This is a genomic window from Embleya sp. NPDC008237 (genome assembly GCF_042956465.1).
Classification (GTDB): Bacteria; Actinomycetota; Actinomycetes; order Streptomycetales; family Streptomycetaceae; genus Embleya.
Window position 1 is genome coordinate 227934 of sequence record NZ_JBIBGL010000011.1, and the last position, 17628, is coordinate 245561.

Sequence of the window (17628 nt, forward strand, 5' to 3'; positions counted from 1 at the left end):
GACGGCACCAGGGGTGTGCGCGCCGCATGGTCGGGTGCGACTTGTGGCGGAGGAACGATTCGGTACGTCGGTTGACGCGCATACGGCCCGGCGCCACGTAGCGTCGAAGTGTGCAACGAATCTATGCGTGGCTGCGAGCACACCCCCTGTGGGTCGACTCGGTATGCACGATTCCGGTCTTCGGCCTTGCGCTGCTCCAGGTCCTGGAGGACCCCGCCGCATCCGTTCCGCGCTGGTGGTGGCTCGTGATCGTGGTGCTGCTCAGTCTGGGCATGGTGCTGCACCGGGTGCGGCCACTGACCGCCACCGCCCTGGTCGTGGTCGGCGGGTTGATGCAGCTGGTCTGGGACGACACGCTCACCTCGGCCAACTACGCGATGCTCGTCGCGCTGTACACGGCCGCCAAGTCCGGCCCGCGATGGCTCTCGCGCACCGGGCTCGTGATGATCCTGCTCGGACCGGCGATCCTGCTCGGGCGCTTCCCGGAATCGGACGACGCCTCGTTCCGCGACAACGTCATCGGTTTCGGCTTCCTCGTGGTGCTGCTCGCGATCGCGTGGGTGCTGGGCGATTCGATGCGCACCCGACGGGCGTTCTACGCCGAACTGGAGGAGCGGGCCACCCGGCTGGAGTTCGAACGGGACCAGCAGGCGCAGATCGCCGCGGCGGCCGAGCGGGCCCGGATCGCCCGCGAGCTGCACGACGTGGTCGCGCACAACGTGTCGGTGATGGTGGTGCAGGCGGACGGCGCCGCGTACGCGATCGAGTCGTCGCCGGACCGGGCCCGCGAGGCGCTGGGCACGATCGCGTCGACCGGGCGCGAGGCGCTCGCCGAGATGCGCCGACTGCTCGGGGTGTTGCGTTCGCAGAGCGAGACCGACGCGTACGTACCGCAGCCCGGTGTCGAACAACTCGGCGAACTGGTCGAGCAGGTGCGCACCACCGGCCTCAACGTCGAGCTCCGGGTCGAGGGGGTGCCGGTCGAACTGCCGCAGAGCGTCGCGCTGACCGCCTACCGCATTGTCCAGGAGGCGCTGACCAACACGCGCAAACACGCCGGTCCCGATGCCACCGCGACGGTCGGTGTCGGCTACGGGGAAGATGGGCTCGAAATGGAGATCAGCGACGACGGCCGAGGTGCGGCGGCCCCCGGCGACGGGATGGGCCACGGCCTGGTCGGCATGCGTGAGCGGGTCGCGATGCTGGGCGGCCGGTTGCGGACCGGGCCGAGCATCGGGGGCGGGTGGTCGGTCAGTGCGATGCTGCCCTACGCCGGCCGTCCCGACGACTCCTCCATCTCCTCCGCCACGCCCATCAGGACGACTCTTCAAGGAGCTCAGTGAGCATCAAGGTGATGCTGGTCGACGACCAGGAATTGCTGCGGACCGGCTTCACCATGGTGTTGCAGGCCCAGCCGGACATGAGCGTGGTCGCCGAGGCCGGCGACGGGGTCGAGGCGCTGGACAAGCTTCGGCACGTGGACGTGGACGTGGTCCTGATGGACGTGCGGATGCCGCGGATGGACGGGGTCGAGGCGTGTCGGCGGATCTGCGCCGAGGGCGGTGAGAACGCGCTGGTGTTGCCCGAGGGCCGGCTGCGGCCCAAGGTGCTCATGCTGACCACCTTCGACCTGGACGAGTACGCGTTCGCCGCGCTCAAGGCCGGAGCCAGCGGCTTCCTGCTCAAGGACGTCCCGCCGCCGGAGCTGCTGTCCGGGATCCGGGCGGTGGCCTCCGGCGACGCGGTGGTCGCGCCGAGCACGACCAAGCGCCTGCTCGACCGGTTCGCGCCGATCCTGCCCAGCGACCACGAGCCGCGGCCGGACGTGGTGGACGCGCTGACCGAACGCGAGCTGGAGGTGATGATGCTGGTCGCCCAGGGCCTGTCCAACGCGGAGATCGCCCAGCGGCTGTTCCTGTCCGAGGCCACCATCAAGACCCACGTCGGTCGCATCCTGATGAAGCTCGGACTGCGCGACCGGGTCCAGGTCGTGGTGCTCGCGTACGAGACGGGCCTGGTCAAGGCCCGGGGACGGTAAGTCCCGCCGATCACACCGGTGGTACCCGCACCCGCACCGGTGGCCGCACCCGCAGGCGGATCGTGCGACCCGCGTGCGGGTGCGGGCACGCGGTGGCTCAGTCGGTGTAGAAGCCGCCGTCCGGGTGCAACATCTCGCCGGTGAAGTAGGACGACTGGTCGCTCGCCAGGAACAGCGCCGCGTTGGCCACCTCGCGGGCGCTGCCCATCCGGCCCAGCGGCACGCTGCCGAGCAGGCGCTGTTCGAGTTCGGGCATGCCGCGCAGGACCGCGGTCATGTTGGTCTCGATGAAGCCCGGACCGATCGCGTTGACCCGGATCCCGGCCGGGCCGAGTACGAGCGCGGCCTGCTTGGTCAGCATCCACACGCCCGCCTTGGACACGGAGTAGGCCGCCGACCCCGCCTCGGGGTGCTTCGCGGCGATCGAGGCGATGGTGATGATCGAGCCGCGGCGACCCTGGGCCGCCATCCAGCGCGCGGCGGCCTGGACCGCGAGCAGCGTCCCGGTCAGGTTCACGTCGAGCACGCGCTGCCACTCGGCGAGCGGGCTGTCCACGAACCGCTTGATCGGATCCCGCTCGACCGCGGCCGTGTTGCTCGGTCGGCCGCTGACGTAGTCGGCCGTGCTGATGCCCGCCGCGGTGACCAGGACGTCGATCGCCCCGAACGTGTCGATCGCGTGCTGCATCACCGTCCCGATGTCGGTCGGGCTGCTCGCATCGGTGTGCATGTAGGTGGCCCGTCGGCCGCGCTTCTCGACCGCCTCGACGGTGCCGATCGCGGCCTCGTCCAGGAGGTCGGCGATCACGATGTCGGCGCCCTCCTCGGCGAAGCGCTCGCAACACGCGCGACCGATTCCGTTGGCGCCGCCGGTGACCACGGCCACCTTCCCGTCGAGCTGTCCCATCTCCCGCTCCCCGTCTCCATCCTCGCCGCATGTGCGATCGATGGTGTTGCCCATCCCACGCGGCCCTCGAAACTCACCGGTCCTTGAGGCATGCTGTTACACCGTTACAGGAGCAGTGCTCGCCTTCGGGAGGAACCCGCATGACCACCACCGAGACCGGACGCCCCGCCGTGCACATCGGCGCCGAGGACCTGCCGTTCGTCGAGATCGGCGGCGGCAACAAGCTCAAGGTGCTGTGCGTCAAGGAAGAGGAGGGCCTGTGGATCGTGGAGAACATCTTCCAGCCCGGCTTCGCCGTCGAGACGCACCGGCACACCGGCCCCGTCTACGGATACACCGTGTCCGGTGCCTGGAAATACACCGAGTACGACTACGTGAACCGGGCCGGTTCGTTCCTGTACGAGCCCGCCGGCTCCGTGCACACGCTCACCTGCGTCGAGCCGGACACCCGGGTGTGGTTCCAGATGTACGGCGCCAACCTCAACCTGGACGCCGACGGCAACATCACCTCGGTGACCGACGGCGCGGGCACGCTGCGCGCCTACTACGCCCTGTGCGAGGCGCAGGGTTTCGGCCGGCCGAACGTGGTCGTGGGCTGACGACGGTCCGATCCGAGGTTGCGAGGGAGATGTCATGACCGTCACGCCCGCCCCGACCGGACCCGATCTCTACAGCCCCGAGCTGTATCTGGACGGCCCGCCGCACGCGCTGTTCGCCGAGTTGCGCCGGACCGACCCCGTGCACTGGCAGGACATCCCCGGACAGCCGGGCTACTGGGCCGTGCTCCGGCACGCCGACGTCGAGTACGTGTCGCAGAACCCGGCGATCTTCTCCGCCGAGGCCGGCGGGATCATCCTGGAGGACCTCGAACCCGAGCGGCTCGAAGCCCTGCGCGGCACGCTGCTGTCGATGGACCCGCCGCGCCATCGCGCCTACCGCAAGCCGCTGGTGAAGTCCTTCACCGCGAAGGTGGTCGGCGGCATGGAGGACCGGATCCGGACCATCTGTCGGGAGATCTTCGCGCGCGTGGGCACCGGTGACGTCGAGTTCGTGCACGACGTCACCTCCAGCCTGCCGACCCAGGTGATCGGCGAGTTGATGGGTCTGCCGCCGGCCGACTGGGACCACATCCACGCGCTCGCCGAGCGCAACACGGCGGGCGAGGGCGGCCGGGCGGCGATCGAGATGGCCCGCTACGCGATCGGCTTCGCCGCCTCGCGCCGGGCCGAGGAGCCGCGCGAGGACGTCACCTCGCTGATCCTGGAGTCCGAGTTCGGCGGCCGAATGATGACCGACCTCGACTTCGGCCAGTTCTTCGTGCAGCTGGTCACAGCGGGCAACGACACCACCAAGACCATGCTGTCCGCCGGGCTGCACGCGCTGTTGACCCACCCCGAGCAACTCGCGGCACTGCGCGCGGACCCGGCCCTGGTCCCGGGCGCGGTCGAGGAGATCCTGCGCTGGGCCAACCCGCTGCACTACTTCCGCCGGACCGCCACCCGGGACACCGAGCTGCGCGGCGTGCCGATCAAGGCGGGCGACAAGGTGGCCATGTACTACACCTCCGCGAACCGCGACGAGGAGGTGTTCACCGACCCGCAGCGCTTCGACATCACCCGCAGGCCCAACCCGCACCTGTCCTTCGGCTTCGCCGAGCACTTCTGCCTGGGCGTGCACATCGCGCGGCTGGAGGGGCGGGTGTTCTTCGAGGAGCTGCTCGCGCGGTACCCCACGATCGAGGCGATCGGCGAGCCCGAGCGGCTGCGCTCGAACCTCAACAACGCGCTCACCCGATTGCCGGTCCGACTCGGGTAGCGCCGGGATGACCTTCGGTGACCGGCGGCCGGGTGGCCCGGGCCCCGCCCCGGCAGGGCCCGGCCGCCGGGTCCTGCGCAGGACGGGAGGCATGCGAAGGCGGTCGAAAGGGGACACATAAGCGACCGACTCGGGGAAAGAAGAGGGCCGAACCCTCGCCCCTGGTCAATCGTCACCGGTCTCCGGGAGGCTCCCCATGGGAAGCCGTCAGCTGGTCATACGCGCGGGTCGACGCTGTGCGCTCGCGGTCGCCGCGGTCGGAATCGTCGCGGCGGCCGGGGCCCTGGACGCCGGCCCGACCCCTTCGCCGTCACCCGAGCGCAGTAGCGCCGCATCGGTGGAATCGACCGCCGACGCGGATCGCTCGACCCCCTCCGCCTACACACTGCAGACCCAGGGCGGCCCGCGCAGCGTCCGGGTGGCCCGGGTGGTCACCGGCACGATGTTGTTGACCGGCCTCGTGCTGACCGCGCTCGGCGCGATCGGCATGCGCGGGCCCGAGCTGATCCGACGCAAGGTCGTGCACCGCGTCGTCCACCAGGCGGGCTCCACCCGCTATCGGTGGGCACCGCCGGGCCCGTTGCCGACCGACCTGCCGACCAACCCGGGGACCGGCTCGCGCGGCGCGTGAGTACCCTGATCGGGCCAGTACTCGTCCGGTACCCGCCGCGGACTGGAACGGAAGGCTCGCTCGCGTGAACAACGACATCACCGCACGTCCGCATCCACACGGCCGCTCGCCCGACCCCGCCGACCGCCCCGCGCGGCTGCGCGTGGGAGTCGTCGGCGCCGGCCGCGTCGGCCCGACCCTGGCCGCCGCCCTCGCCCTCGCCGGGCATTCGGTGGTGGCCGCCTCCGGCGTATCGGAGACCTCCCGGCGCCGCGCCGAGGACCTCCTGCCGGGTGTTCCGCTGGTCACCCCGCAAGAGGTGATCGCGGCCTCCGACCTGACCCTGCTGACCGTGCCCGACGACGCGCTCGAAGCGCTCGTGCAGGGCCTGGCCGAGACCGGCGCGATCAAGGCCGGTCAACTCCTGGTGCACGCGTCGGGCCGCTACGGCGTCGACGTCCTGGAACCGGCCACGCGCGCCGGTGCGCTCCCGCTCGCGCTGCACCCGGTGATGACCTTCACCGGCAGCACGATCGACCTCGAACGACTGGTCGGCTGCTCCTTCGGGGTCACCTCGCCCGAGCCGCTGCGCCCGGTCGCCGAGGCGCTCGTGGTGGAGATGGGCGGCGAACCCGAGTGGATCGAGGAGCGCGACCGCGCGCTCTACCACGTGGCCCTGGCCAACGGCGCGAACCACCTGGTCACCCTCGTCGCGCAATCGATCGAACTGCTCGGCGCGGCCGGCGTCCGCGCCCCGGGCCGCATGCTCGGACCGCTGCTCGGTGCCGCCTTGGACAACGCGCTGCGCGCCGGCGATCAGGCGCTGACCGGCCCGGTCGCGCGCGGCGACGCGGGCACCGTGGCCGCGCACGTGGCCGAACTGCGCCGGGTCTCGCCCGAGGCGCTGGCCGCCTACGTGGCGATGGCCCGGCTGACCGCCGACCGGGCGCTGAACGCCGGCCTGCTCAAGGCCGAGGCGGCCGAGGCGCTGCTGGGCGTGCTGGCCGAGGGAGGCCGACCGTGACCGCCGTACGGGTGGCCCGGACCGCGGCCGAGCTCACCGAGGACACCCGGCCGTACGGGTTGCGCGCCGTGGTGATGACGATGGGTGCGCTGCACCAGGGCCACGCGGCGCTGATCCGGGCGGCACGCGAGTTCGTCGGTCCGACCGGCCACGTCGTGGTCACCGTGTTCGTCAACCCGCTCCAGTTCGGCGCGGGCGAGGACCTGGACCGCTACCCGCGCACTCTGGACGCCGACCTGGAACTGAGCGGGGAGGCGGGCGCCGACGTGGTGTTCGCGCCCTCGGTGGACGAGGTCTACCCCGGCGGCGAGCCGCGGGTGCGGATCGCCGCCGGACCCACCGGCGCGGTGCTCGAAGGGGCCTCTCGACCCGGCCACTTCGACGGCATGCTCACCGTGGTCGCCAAACTCCTGCACCTGACCGCACCGAAGGTCGCCTTCTTCGGCGAGAAGGACGCCCAGCAACTCGCGCTGATCCGGCGCATGGTGCGCGACCTGAACTTCCCCGTCGAGATCGTGGGCGTGCCCACCGTCCGCGAACCCGACGGGCTGGCCCGGTCCAGCCGCAACCGCTACCTGTCCCCGGCCGAGCGGGAGATCGCGCTCTCGCTCAGCCGCGCGCTCGACGCGGGCGCCCGGCGCGCCGGCGACGGTGCGGACGCCGTGCGCGCCGCCGCCGAGGACGTGCTGCGCGCCGTGCTGGAACCCGACTATGTGGAGTTGGTCGACATCGACGACTTCACCCCGGTGGCCGCCGACCACGTCGGCCCGGCGATCCTGGCGATCGCGGCCCGCGTGGGCGCCACCCGGCTCATCGACAACGCCCGCCTGAAGATCACGGGAGTCCCCCGGTCATGATGCGCACGATGTTCAAGTCCAAGATCCACCGCGCGACGATCACGCAGGCGGACCTCCACTACGTCGGCTCGATCACCATCGACGAGGATCTGCTCGAAGCCGCCGACATCCTCCCCGGCGAACTGGTGCACGTGGTCGACATCGACAACGGCGCCCGTTTGGAGACCTACACGATCGCGGGCCCGCGCGGCACCGGCGTGATCGGCATCAACGGTGCCGCCGCCCGCCTGGTGCACACCGGCGACCTGGTGATCATCATCGCCTATGCCCAGGTCACCGACGCCGAGGCGCGGGCGTTGAAGCCGCGCGTGGTGTTCGTGGACGCGGCGAACACGATCACCGGAACCGGTCACGACCCGGCCGAGGCCCTTCCCGGTGGCGAAACGGTACGCGGCGACCGCGTGGTCGGCGACCGGGCCGCGCAATGAACACGCCCGCACTTCCCGCGCGCCTGGCCGCCCCCGATCCCGGGTGGAGCGTGCGCGCGGACGTCATCGTGGTCGGCTCCGGGGTGGCCGGCCTGACCGTCGCGCTGCGGGCGCGCCGGGCGGGCCGGGTCCTGCTGGTGACCAAGGCACAGCTCGACGAGGGCTCCACACGCTGGGCGCAGGGCGGGATAGCGGCCGCGCTCGGCGAGGGCGACAGCCCCGAACAGCACCTGCACGACACGCTCGTGGCGGGCGCCGGATTGTGCGCCGAGGACGCGGTCCGGGTCCTGGTCACCGAGGGTCCGGACGCGGTGCGCCGACTGATCGACACCGGCGCCGAGTTCGACCGGGGACCGGACGGCGACGTGCTGCTCACCCGCGAGGGTGGTCACCTGCGCAACCGGATCGTGCACGCCGGCGGCGACGCGACGGGTGCGGAGATATCGCGGGCACTGGTCGCCGCCGTGCAGGCCACGCCGGACATCGAGGTGATCGAGAACGCGCTCGTGCTCGACCTGCTCAAGGACGCCACCGGGCGCGCCTGCGGGGTCACCCTGCATGTGATGGGCGAGGGAGCGCGAGACGGGGTCGGCGCCGCCGTGGGGCGCGCCGTCGTGCTCGCCACCGGCGGCATGGGTCAGATCTTCTCCTCCACCACGAACCCGTCGGTGTCCACCGGCGACGGGGTCGCGCTCGCGCTGCGCGGCGGGGCCGAGGTCACCGACCTGGAGTTCGTCCAGTTCCACCCGACCGTGCTGTGGCTCGGCGCGGGCGCCGAGGGCCAGCAGCCGCTGGTCTCCGAGGCGGTCCGCGGCGAGGGCGCGCACCTCGTGGACGCGGCCGGCATCCGGTTCATGACGGATCGTCATCCACTCGGCGAACTGGCCCCGCGCGACGTCGTGGCCAAGGGCATCATGCGCCGGATGGCCGAGACCGGCGCCGAGCACATGTACCTGGACGGCCGGCACTTCGGCGCGGAGATGTGGAAGCACCGCTTCCCGACCATCCTGGCCGCCTGCCGTGCCCACGGGATCGACCCGGTGACCGAGCCGATCCCGGTGGCGCCCGCCGCGCACCACGCGAGTGGAGGCGTTCGCACCGACCTGCACGGTCGGACCAGCGTGCCGGGGTTGTACGCGTGCGGCGAGGTAGCCTGCACGGGTGTGCACGGCGCCAACCGGCTCGCGTCCAACTCGCTGTTGGAGGGCCTGGTCTTCGCCGAGCGGATCGCGGCCGATCTGGCCCGGGACATGCCGCCGTTCGCCGCGCCGGTCGCCCCCGAGGGCCCGGCGGGGCTGCTCGGCGAGGAGGTCCGGCTGCGCCTGCAACGCGCGATGACCTCGGGCGCCGGGGTGCTGCGCAACGCGGCCGGCCTGGCCGACACCGAGGAGGCGCTGTCCGCGCTGGCCGCCCGGACCAGCGCCGATCCGTGCACGCAGACGTGGGAGACCACCAATCTGCACCTGGTGGCGAGCGCGCTCGCCCGGGCCGCGCTGATCCGCGAGGAGACGCGCGGTTGCCACTGGCGCGAGGACCGCCCGGACCTCGACGATGCCGCGTGGCGCGGCAACCTGGTCACGTCGCTGCGCGAGGGCGCCCTGCACGTCGCCTACCAGGCACTCGAACCCAAGGAGTCGACCGCGTGAGTACCGCCCAGCTGTCCGCCGATCTCACGTCGCGCCTGGCCGAGGCCGGGCTCGACCCGCTCGCCGTCGCCGCGCTGGTGACCGCCGCCGTCGCCGAGGACCTCGACGGCGGCGTGGACGTCACCTCGGTGGCCACCGTGCCCGAGGACGCGCGTGGTCACGCCGAGTTCACCGCCCGCGGATCGGGCGTGGTCGCGGGCCTCCCGGTCGCCGAGGCGGTGCTCGAACTGGTCTGTGGAGCCGACCTGGTGGTCACCCGGCACGTCCGGGACGGCGACGCGGTGACCCCCGGCACGGTGCTGTTCACCGCCGAGGCGAGCACCCGCACGCTGCTCACCGCCGAGCGGGTCGCGCTCAACCTGCTGTGCCGGTTGTCCGGCGTGGCCACCGCCACCCGCGCGTGGGCGGACACGATCGAGGGCACCGGTGCCTCGGTCCGGGACACCCGCAAGACCACGCCGGGGCTGCGCGCCCTGGAGAAGTACGCGGTGCGCTGCGGCGGCGGGGTCAACCACCGGATGTCGCTGTCCGACGCGGCGATGGTCAAGGACAACCACGTGGTCGCCGCGGGCGGCGTCGCCGAGGCGTTCAAGGCCGTGCGGGCGGCCTTCCCGAACGTGCCGGTCGAGGTCGAGGTGGACCACCTCGACCAGATCCCGCCGGTCCTGGACGCGGGCGCCGACCTGATCCTGCTGGACAACATGACGCCGGACCGCATGCGCGAGGCGGTGACCCTGGTTGCGGGCCGGGCCCGCTTGGAGGCCAGCGGCGGCCTCACCCTGGCGACCGCCCGCGAGGTCGCCGAGACCGGCGTGGACTACATCGCGGTCGGTGCGCTCACCCACTCCGCCCCGATCCTGGACGTCGGCGTGGATCTGCGCGCCTGAGCGACCGGTACCGTTCACCGGATCAGCCCGTCCCCGCCCCGCCCCGCCGCTCTTCCCTTTCCGAAGCCGCGCTCCGTCCCCCACGGCCCGAGCCAGAACACCAAGGACGCCCACGATGTTGCTCACCATCGACGTCGGTAACTCGCATACCGTGCTCGGCCTGTTCGACGGTGACGAGATCGTCGAGCACTGGCGCATCTCGACCGAGGCCCGGCGGACCGCGGACGAACTCGCCGTCGTCCTCGCGGGATTGCTCGGCCAGCACCCACTGATCGGTGCCGACGGCATCGACGGCATCGCGATCTGCTCCACCGTGCCGTCCGTACTGCACGAAATGCGCGACATGGTGCGGCGCTACTACGGCGACATCCCCACGGTGGTCGTCGAGCCCGGGGTCAAGACCGGCGTGCCGGTGCTGATGGACAACCCCAAGGAGGTCGGCACCGACCGGATCATCAACGCGCTCGCGGCGGTCAAGCTGTACGGCGGCCCGTGCGTGGTGGTCGACTTCGGCACCGCGACCACCTTCGACGCGGTCAGCACCAAGGGCGAGTACGTCGGCGGCGCGATCGCCCCCGGCATCGAGATCTCGGTGGACGCGCTGGGCGCCCGCGGCGCGCAGTTGCGCAAGATCGAGCTGATGCGCCCGCGCAGCGTGATCGGCAAGAGCACGGTCGAGGCGATGCAGGCGGGCATCCTGTACGGCTTCGCCGGGCAGGTGGACGGCGTGGTCAAGCGCATGGCGGCCGAACTGTCCCCGGACGACCCGGACGCGGTCACCGTGGTGGCCACCGGCGGGCTGGCCACGCTGGTTCTGGGCGAGGCCTCGGTGATTGACGTGCACGAGCCGTGGTTGACCCTGATCGGCTTGCGCATGGTCTACGAGCGCAACGCGGCGGTCTGAGCGGAGCCGGCCTCGCGGCCGGCTCCAAATCGGAAAAACACACGCATCAAATAAGCCGGATTGTCCATCTCGCCACATACAGTGCGTGTTATGCCGACGCCACATGGTGACCAGGGGATGGCCTTCAGTGCGCACGAGGTGCGGGTACTGCGCCGCGCGCTGGCCGTTGCGCTGCGCGGCGGTCGCGACTCGGTCGACTTCTGGTTGCTCGGCCGGGCGATCGGCGAGGCGCAGGACGAGCGGGAGCGGCTGCGCACGTTCATGACGGCCGAGTTGCGGCGCTATCGGGCCGCGCTGCCGGGAACCGCGTCCACGTTCCTGGACTGCCTGCGGAACGCGGTGGACGAGGTCGCGCACATCCCGTCGGCCGAGGACCTGGCCGCCCTGCGGAGCACCGTCGACCTGCCCTGCGGTGAGCGCGAACGGGCAAGCCGCATCGCGCTGTTGCACCGCTGCACCCGGTTGGCCGAGGTCGACCTCGAACAGCGCCTCGCCGCCCGGGCCCACCGCCGCGCCGCCGCCGAGGCCGACCGGGCCACCCGCACCGACCCGTTGGACATCCTGATCCCCACCCGCCCCCGCCCCGCGGCGCAACCCCGACGCCGGGCTCCCGCCGCCCAGGCCGCCCCGCCGCCGGCAACCCCCTTCGCGGCACCACCACTCCCGGAGGCCGCCCCCACGCCGACCACCCACGGCGACCCGGCCGCCCTCGAACCGGCCCGATCGGCGACGGACACCCCCGAGACGGCCGAATACTGCGAACCGGCCGAACCCGAGGCAGCCGAATCGGGAGCGAGCGAACCCCAAAAGGTCGAACTCGAAGGGGTTGAACTCCAAGGGGTCGAACCTCAGCCGGTCGAACCCCAAGCCCCCGAACCCGAGCCCGCCGAAGCCGGATCCTGCCCACCCGAGCCGGCCGAACGCGAAGCCTGCGGACCCGAGTCGGCAGCCCAGGAGACCCCGGACGACGGGGCTCCGGAGCGCGCAACTCTCGCCCCCGAGCCTGCCGAAGCCGAGCGCACCGAACCCGAGCGCGCCGACCCCGCGTGCGTGGAACCCGAGCGCACCGAACCCGAGTGCGCAGAAGCGGAGTGCGCAGAAGCGGAGTGCGCCGACCCCGAGCCCGACCCCGCCGAAGCCCGGGGGGCCGAACCCGACGCGGCCGAACCCGAGCCCGCCCGACCCTCCACCGGGCCCGCCCCCACCCGGGAAACCCTCTCCCCGGTCATTCCGCACCGCCGTCAGGGCCGCCCCCTCGGCCAACTCCCGGCCCCGGAAATCCTGCACACCGGCACCGGTTGACGCTGCGACACCGAGTTCGGGCGCGGCGGGCGGGCGAAGCCCCGTTCGGCGCTCCTTCCCGCCCGGATCCGCCGTAGGAGAGCCGGGACGGCTTCATCGCCGACCCCGACCGTCGGAGTCGGCGCCGCCCCCACGCGATCCTCGTCGCAGCCCCGACCCGGGAGCCCGCCGCCGGGGTTGTTTCACGGCCGGGCCCTGTCCGGTCCGGCGGATATCGGTTCGGGGAGCCGGTCGGCCATGGGTAGCCTTGTCCCGTGACCGAGCAGAGCGCAGCGCAGCCGCAGATCGACGACCTTCCCGAGCAGATGCGGGTCCGCCGCGACAAGCTCGATCGACTTCGCGCCGAGGGGACCGACCCGTACCCGGTCGGATTCCCCCGCAGCACGACGGTGGCCGCCCTGCGCGCGGAGTTCGACGGTCTCGAGGCCGATGTGGAGACCGGGCGTCGGGTCGGCCTCACCGGCCGGGTCGTGCTGTACCGCACCGGCGGCAAGCTGTGCTTCGCGACCCTGCGCGACGGTGACGGCGACATTCAGGTGATGGTCTCGCTCGACGGCGTCGGCGCCGAGTCGCTGGCGGCCTGGAAGAGCGATGTCGACCTGGGCGACCACGTCGGCGTCGAGGGCCAGGTCATCACCTCCCGCCGCGGCGAGCTGTCGATCATGGTCGACACCTGGGCGATCACGTCCAAGTGCCTGCGCCCGCTGCCGGACAAGCACAAGGGCCTGACCGACCCCGAGGCCCGGGTTCGCCAACGCTACGTCGACCTGATCGTCAACGACGAGTCGCGTGCGATGCTGCGCACCCGCAGCCGGATCGTGCGCTCGATCCGCGAGTGGTTCGACACCAGGGACTTCCTGGAGGTCGAGACCCCGATGTTGCAGCCGGTGCACGGCGGCGCCACCGCGCGTCCGTTCGTCACCCACATCAACGCGTACGACATGGACCTCTACCTGCGCATCGCGCCGGAGTTGTACCTCAAGCGCCTGGTGGTCGGCGGCGCCGAGAAGGTCTTCGAGATCAACCGCAACTTCCGCAACGAGGGCGCGGACTCGACGCACAACCCCGAGTTCACCATGCTCGAGGCGTACGAGGCGTACGGCGACTACAACACGATGGCCACGCTCACCCGCGAGGTGTACCAGCACGTGGCCCAGGCCGTGTTCGGGACGCACACCTTCCGCTACGGCGACCGCGAGGTGGACATCTCCGGCGAGTGGCGCGAGATCACCGTCTACGGCTCGGTATCCGAGGCGGTCGGCGAGGAGGTCACCCCCGAGACGCCGATCGAGACCGTGCGCAAGCTCGCCGACGCGCGCGAGATCGAGTACGACAAGGCGTGGGGCCAGGGCAAGCTGGTTCAGGAGATCTACGAGGCGCTGGTCGAACACACCCTCGCCGAGCCGACCTTCGTTCGCGACTTCCCGATCGAGACGTCGCCGCTGACCCGCCAGCACCGCAGTACGCCGGGCGTTGCGGAGAAGTGGGACCTGATCGGCTTCGGCATGGAACTGGGCACCGCGTACTCCGAGTTGGTCGACCCGGTCGAGCAGCGTCGTCGGCTCACCGAGCAGTCGCTGCTCGCCGCGGGTGGCGACGTCGAGGCCATGCGGATCGACGAGGACTTCCTGCGCGCGCTCGAATACGCGATGCCGCCGAGCGGCGGCCTGGGCCTGGGCATCGACCGGATGATCATGGCGTTCACCGGCCGCGGCATCCGCGAGACGATCCTGTTCCCGCTGGTGAAGCCGACCACCGACTGATCCACCCCGGGGCGGGTCCGCCGCTCCGGCGCAGGAGAGCCCCCTCGGTGACCGATCGTCGCCCCCGAGGGGGCTCCTGTCGTATTCCCGGGCGCGTCACCCGTTCGTACGCATAGGGTCGGCCGCATGGAAGCAGCCCCCGATCTCCGGATCTGCGTCGCCGGCGATTCGTTCGTCCAAGGCGTCGGCGATCTCGCCGGCGGCGGATGGGTCGGTCGCCTCGCGGCCGAGTCCCGTCGCCGGGGCCGGCAGTTGACCGCGTACAACCTCGGCGTGCGGCTGGAGACCTCGGCCGACGTCGCGGAGCGCTGGTACGGCGAGGCGGTCCCGCGGATGCGGCACGCCGACGGCACCGGCATGGTCTTCGCGTTCGGCGTCAACGACGTCAGGATCGAGCGCGGCCGGCGCCGGGTCGGGCACGAGGACAGCGTCGCCAACCTCGACGCGATACTGGACACCGCCACCGGCGCCCGCTGGACCTGCCTGGTCGTCGGCGCGCCGCCGGTCCCCGGCGAGGTGGACGGCGGCGAGGACGCGCTGGCCCTGGAGGACGCGTACGCGAAGACGTGCGCCGCGCGCGGCATCACCTTCGTGCCCCTCCAGCGCACCCTGCGCGAGGACCCCGAGTGGTGGGCGAGCATCGAGGCGTACGGCGACGGGGCACACTGCGACTCGGCCGGCTACGCCAAGCTCGCCGCCCTGATCGCCGTGGGCGGCTGGTGGGACTGGCTGGACTCGCTCGCGGTCGGGAGCTGACGGCTCGGCCGAAGCGCGCACGGCGCCCGCTCGATGCGGGCGCCGGGGGCAGCGCGCTCAGGCCAGGGCGATCAGGGCGCGACGCCCTTGCCGGTCAGCCACTTGTTCGGGTCCACGGCCGCGCCGCCCTTGGGATGCACCTCGAAGTGCAGGTGCGGACCGGTGGAGTTGCCGGTCGTACCGACGTAGCCGATCACCTCGCCCGCCGTCACCGAGCCGGAGGTCTTCGCGAATCGCGACTGGTGGCAGTACCAGGTCTGGGTGCCGTCGGGGTGGGTGATCACGATCCGGTTGCCGAACGCGCCGGCGGTGCCCGCGGAGGCGATCTTCCCGGCGGCGGCGGCCTTGATCGGCGTGCCGGAACGCGCCGCGAAGTCCAGGCCGGTGTGCGTGTGCGCCCAGCGGGCGCCGCTGTTGCCGAAGCGGCCGGTCAGCGTGTAGCCGGACGTCGGCACGACCCATCCCGAGGCGGCCCGTTCGGCCGCGACCCGCTCGGCCTCGGCCTGCCGCTCGGCCTCCCGAACCCGCTCGGCCTCGGCCTGCCGCTCGGCCTCCCGAACCCGCTCGGCCTCGGCCTGCTCGGCCTGCTCGGCTTCCGCCTGCTCGGCTCGCTCGGCCTCCCGGGCCTGCTCCGCCTCCGCCCGCGCGGAGGCGTCCGCCGCGGCCTGTCGCTCGGCCTCCCGCGCGGCGTCCAACGCCGGGCGCTCCTGCGAGCGGGCCGCGACGTCCGCGCCGCGGCCGGCGAGCCGCTGTGCGATTTCCGGATCGGCGCTCGGCGAGCCGGCCGCCCGCTTCGTGCCCGAATCCGACCCCGACGCCTGCACCCCGGTGGTGACGGCCATGGCCAGCAGCGCGAGGCCGGCGACCATGGTGACCGGACGGCTCGGACGCAGCGTCTTCAGCCGCGAAAGCCGATCGGCGGACGTGGATGTGGACGTGGACGTGGACACGGACGTGTGCGGAGCTTCGGGGGAGTGCGGCACGAACACCTCGGGGAATCGACGACTGGGCCGGGATCAGTGGTAACAATCCACCGCACATCGACCAAGTCGTGACGGAGCGGACACTACGTGGCTGCGTAGTAGTCCGTCCCGTGCTCGCGCATACGCCTGAGTCTCGAATCGCCGCATCCGAGCCGCATCCGAGGCACAGGCGAGCCCAATGCCACAATTCCGGACGAAACCGTGTCTACGATGCCGCGTAGGAGATCGCGCGCCATGCGTGATGCAGCTCACCACGCGACGAGGTTTCGGGAAGAGGTCGGCATGCAGCGTCTCGGCGAACTCGAGGCCCGGGTGATGCTTTGCATCTGGCGGCTCAATCGCCCGTCGTCGGTGCGCGAGGTGCAGGAGGCGCTGCTGCCGGAACGCGAGCTCGCCTATACGACGGTGATGACCGTGCTCGACAAACTCTTTCGCAAGGGTCTGCTGCGCCGCAGGTTGCACGGGCGGGCCTTTCGGTACGAAGCCGTGCGCTCGCGGGACGCGTATACCGCCGAGTTGATGCGCGCGGACTGGGCGGCGGGCGACAGTCGCGCCGGTGCTCTCGTGCACTTCGTCGAGGGCATGACGCCGGAACAGATCCAGGCGTTGCGCGACGCGTTGCGGGTCGCGCTGCCCTGAGCCGAATCGACGGCCCGTTCGATGCGGCCGTGGGCTGTTCGGAGGCGTTGCCAATTCGTTCGGCGCAGCTCGCGCCGCCTCGGAGTGCAACTCTGCGTAATCGTATTAATGATCTACGTAAGAAATGCGACTTCTGCACGGCGGAACGGAAAGTGGACCGACATGATGCGAGTGAAAACCCGGACGGGACGCGCCCTCGTGGTGGCCGGCGTCGCGGCCAGCGCGGTGCTGGGCGCCGTTCCGGCCACGGTCGGCCAGGCGGCAGCTGCACCCCGGCAGCAGCCGGACCCGGTCACGAGGTCGTACGAGTGGACCACCGCGAACGGGTGGACCACGTCGCACGGGTGGTCCCTGTGGTCGACCTCGCGCGTGCCCGCACCCTCGCGGTCCGACATGACCGCGCTGGACGACGCGATGGCCGACCTGCGCGGCCAACTCGATCAGCTGCGAGCGACGCTCGGGCAGCGGCTCCAGGACACGCTCGGGAGCCTGATGGGCACGCCGGCCACGTCGCTGCCGCCGGGGGTGACGCTGCCGGACCTGCCGAACCCGGCCGACCTCGGGGTGGACACGACCTCGGTGACGCTGCCGGACCAGCCGCCCACCCGGGCGGTGGATCCGGCCTCGACGGCCAAGCTGGAATTGCGCCGCACGGCCGACCCCGTGCAGGCCAAGCCGGGTGACACGGTCACCCACACGGTGACCGTACGAAACTCCGGCGGCGACGAGGCGAAGTCCGCAGTCGTGCGCAACGCGTTGCCGGCGGGTGTGAAACCGACGAAATCCAAGGTCTCGCAGGGGGAATTCGACGCGGCGACCGGAGTGTGGAAGACCGGCGGGATCAAGGGCGGCTCCGAGGTCACCCTGATTCTCGTGTTCCAGGTGCCGCAAGGCGCGGCCGGATCCGAGATGACCGCGCGATCGAGTTTCGTCAGTGCGCCGGGTGCCAAGCCGGTCATCCGCAACGCGTGTGGCGACGACGCCGAGGCGGCTTGCGCGAGCACGCGGGTGGCCGATTCCAAGACCCGGTAATCACCGGGGGAATCGGTCCATATCCGACCCGATCACT

18 protein-coding genes are annotated in these 17628 nt (G+C 71.8%); 16 read left to right on the forward strand and 2 right to left on the reverse strand.

Features of this window, described 5'->3' with window-relative positions:
- The first annotated feature begins 110 nt into the window (after positions 1-110).
- Both ACFZBU_RS27980 and ACFZBU_RS27985 read left to right on the forward strand, forming a co-directional pair.
- Complete coding sequence (locus ACFZBU_RS27980; protein WP_391586425.1) at positions 111-1343, forward strand: sensor histidine kinase; 1233 nt, start codon at positions 111-113, stop codon at positions 1341-1343.
- On the forward strand, positions 1340-2038 hold the full coding sequence (locus ACFZBU_RS27985; protein ID WP_391586426.1) for a response regulator: 699 nt from the start codon (positions 1340-1342) through the stop codon (positions 2036-2038). Before ACFZBU_RS27980 ends, ACFZBU_RS27985 begins: the two co-directional genes overlap by 4 nt.
- A gap of 97 nt (positions 2039-2135) precedes the next feature.
- On the opposite strand, the gene ACFZBU_RS27990 is transcribed toward ACFZBU_RS27985, so the two are convergent.
- Positions 2136-2945, reverse strand: a complete 810-nt coding sequence (locus ACFZBU_RS27990) for an SDR family NAD(P)-dependent oxidoreductase (RefSeq protein ID WP_391586427.1) — start codon at positions 2943-2945, stop codon at positions 2136-2138.
- Positions 2946-3085: 140 nt separating this feature from the next.
- Between ACFZBU_RS27990 and ACFZBU_RS27995 the strand changes: the two genes are divergently transcribed.
- From ACFZBU_RS27995 to ACFZBU_RS28050, 12 genes are all read left to right on the forward strand, one after another.
- Positions 3086-3544, forward strand: coding sequence for a 2,4'-dihydroxyacetophenone dioxygenase family protein (locus ACFZBU_RS27995; RefSeq protein ID WP_391586428.1), 459 nt, complete (start codon positions 3086-3088; stop codon positions 3542-3544).
- 34 nt (positions 3545-3578) lie between these two features.
- Entirely contained in the window at positions 3579-4760 is a 1182-nt protein-coding gene (locus ACFZBU_RS28000; protein WP_391586429.1) for a cytochrome P450, read from the forward strand.
- A gap of 196 nt (positions 4761-4956) precedes the next feature.
- Positions 4957-5391 carry a hypothetical protein gene (locus ACFZBU_RS28005; protein WP_391586430.1) on the forward strand — a complete coding sequence of 145 codons (435 nt, stop codon included), beginning with the start codon at positions 4957-4959 and terminating at the stop codon, positions 5389-5391.
- 64 nt (positions 5392-5455) lie between these two features.
- Complete coding sequence (locus ACFZBU_RS28010) at positions 5456-6394, forward strand: Rossmann-like and DUF2520 domain-containing protein (protein ID WP_391586431.1); 939 nt, start codon at positions 5456-5458, stop codon at positions 6392-6394.
- The gene (gene panC / locus ACFZBU_RS28015) at positions 6391-7251 is read left to right on the forward strand and encodes a pantoate--beta-alanine ligase (RefSeq protein WP_391586432.1); all 861 of its coding nucleotides are present in this window, start codon (positions 6391-6393) and stop codon (positions 7249-7251) included. Before ACFZBU_RS28010 ends, panC begins: the two co-directional genes overlap by 4 nt.
- A complete protein-coding gene (panD, locus tag ACFZBU_RS28020; protein ID WP_391586433.1) occupies positions 7248-7679 on the forward strand; it encodes an aspartate 1-decarboxylase in 432 nt (143 codons plus the stop codon). Before panC ends, panD begins: the two co-directional genes overlap by 4 nt.
- Entirely contained in the window at positions 7676-9325 is a 1650-nt protein-coding gene (locus ACFZBU_RS28025; RefSeq protein ID WP_391586434.1) for an L-aspartate oxidase, read from the forward strand. The genes panD and ACFZBU_RS28025 overlap by 4 nt, the downstream gene beginning before the upstream one ends.
- Positions 9322-10212 carry a carboxylating nicotinate-nucleotide diphosphorylase gene (nadC, locus tag ACFZBU_RS28030; RefSeq protein WP_391586435.1) on the forward strand — a complete coding sequence of 297 codons (891 nt, stop codon included), beginning with the start codon at positions 9322-9324 and terminating at the stop codon, positions 10210-10212. The genes ACFZBU_RS28025 and nadC overlap by 4 nt, the downstream gene beginning before the upstream one ends.
- Positions 10213-10327: 115 nt before the next feature.
- Positions 10328-11116, forward strand: coding sequence for a type III pantothenate kinase (locus tag ACFZBU_RS28035; RefSeq protein ID WP_020549599.1), 789 nt, complete (start codon positions 10328-10330; stop codon positions 11114-11116).
- Positions 11117-11206: 90 nt separating this feature from the next.
- On the forward strand, positions 11207-12418 hold the full coding sequence (locus ACFZBU_RS28040) for a hypothetical protein (RefSeq protein WP_391586436.1): 1212 nt from the start codon (positions 11207-11209) through the stop codon (positions 12416-12418).
- A gap of 254 nt (positions 12419-12672) precedes the next feature.
- Positions 12673-14181, forward strand: coding sequence for a bifunctional lysylphosphatidylglycerol synthetase/lysine--tRNA ligase LysX (gene lysX / locus ACFZBU_RS28045; protein WP_391586437.1), 1509 nt, complete (start codon positions 12673-12675; stop codon positions 14179-14181).
- Positions 14182-14307: 126 nt separating this feature from the next.
- Complete coding sequence (locus ACFZBU_RS28050) at positions 14308-14937, forward strand: GDSL-type esterase/lipase family protein (RefSeq protein ID WP_391586438.1); 630 nt, start codon at positions 14308-14310, stop codon at positions 14935-14937.
- Between the two features lie 71 nt (positions 14938-15008).
- On the opposite strand, the gene ACFZBU_RS28055 is transcribed toward ACFZBU_RS28050, so the two are convergent.
- On the reverse strand, positions 15009-15887 hold the full coding sequence (locus tag ACFZBU_RS28055) for a M23 family metallopeptidase (RefSeq protein WP_391586439.1): 879 nt from the start codon (positions 15885-15887) through the stop codon (positions 15009-15011).
- A 267-nt stretch (positions 15888-16154) separates the two neighbouring features.
- Here ACFZBU_RS28055 and ACFZBU_RS28060 point away from each other — a divergent pair, with 267 nt between their 5' ends.
- Both ACFZBU_RS28060 and ACFZBU_RS28065 read left to right on the forward strand, forming a co-directional pair.
- Positions 16155-16559: a BlaI/MecI/CopY family transcriptional regulator gene (locus ACFZBU_RS28060; RefSeq protein ID WP_391586440.1), complete on the forward strand. Its 405-nt coding sequence runs from the start codon at positions 16155-16157 to the stop codon at positions 16557-16559.
- Positions 16560-16721: 162 nt separating this feature from the next.
- Positions 16722-17591, forward strand: coding sequence for a DUF11 domain-containing protein (locus tag ACFZBU_RS28065; RefSeq protein WP_391586441.1), 870 nt, complete (start codon positions 16722-16724; stop codon positions 17589-17591).
- The last annotated feature ends 37 nt before the right edge of the window (positions 17592-17628 follow it).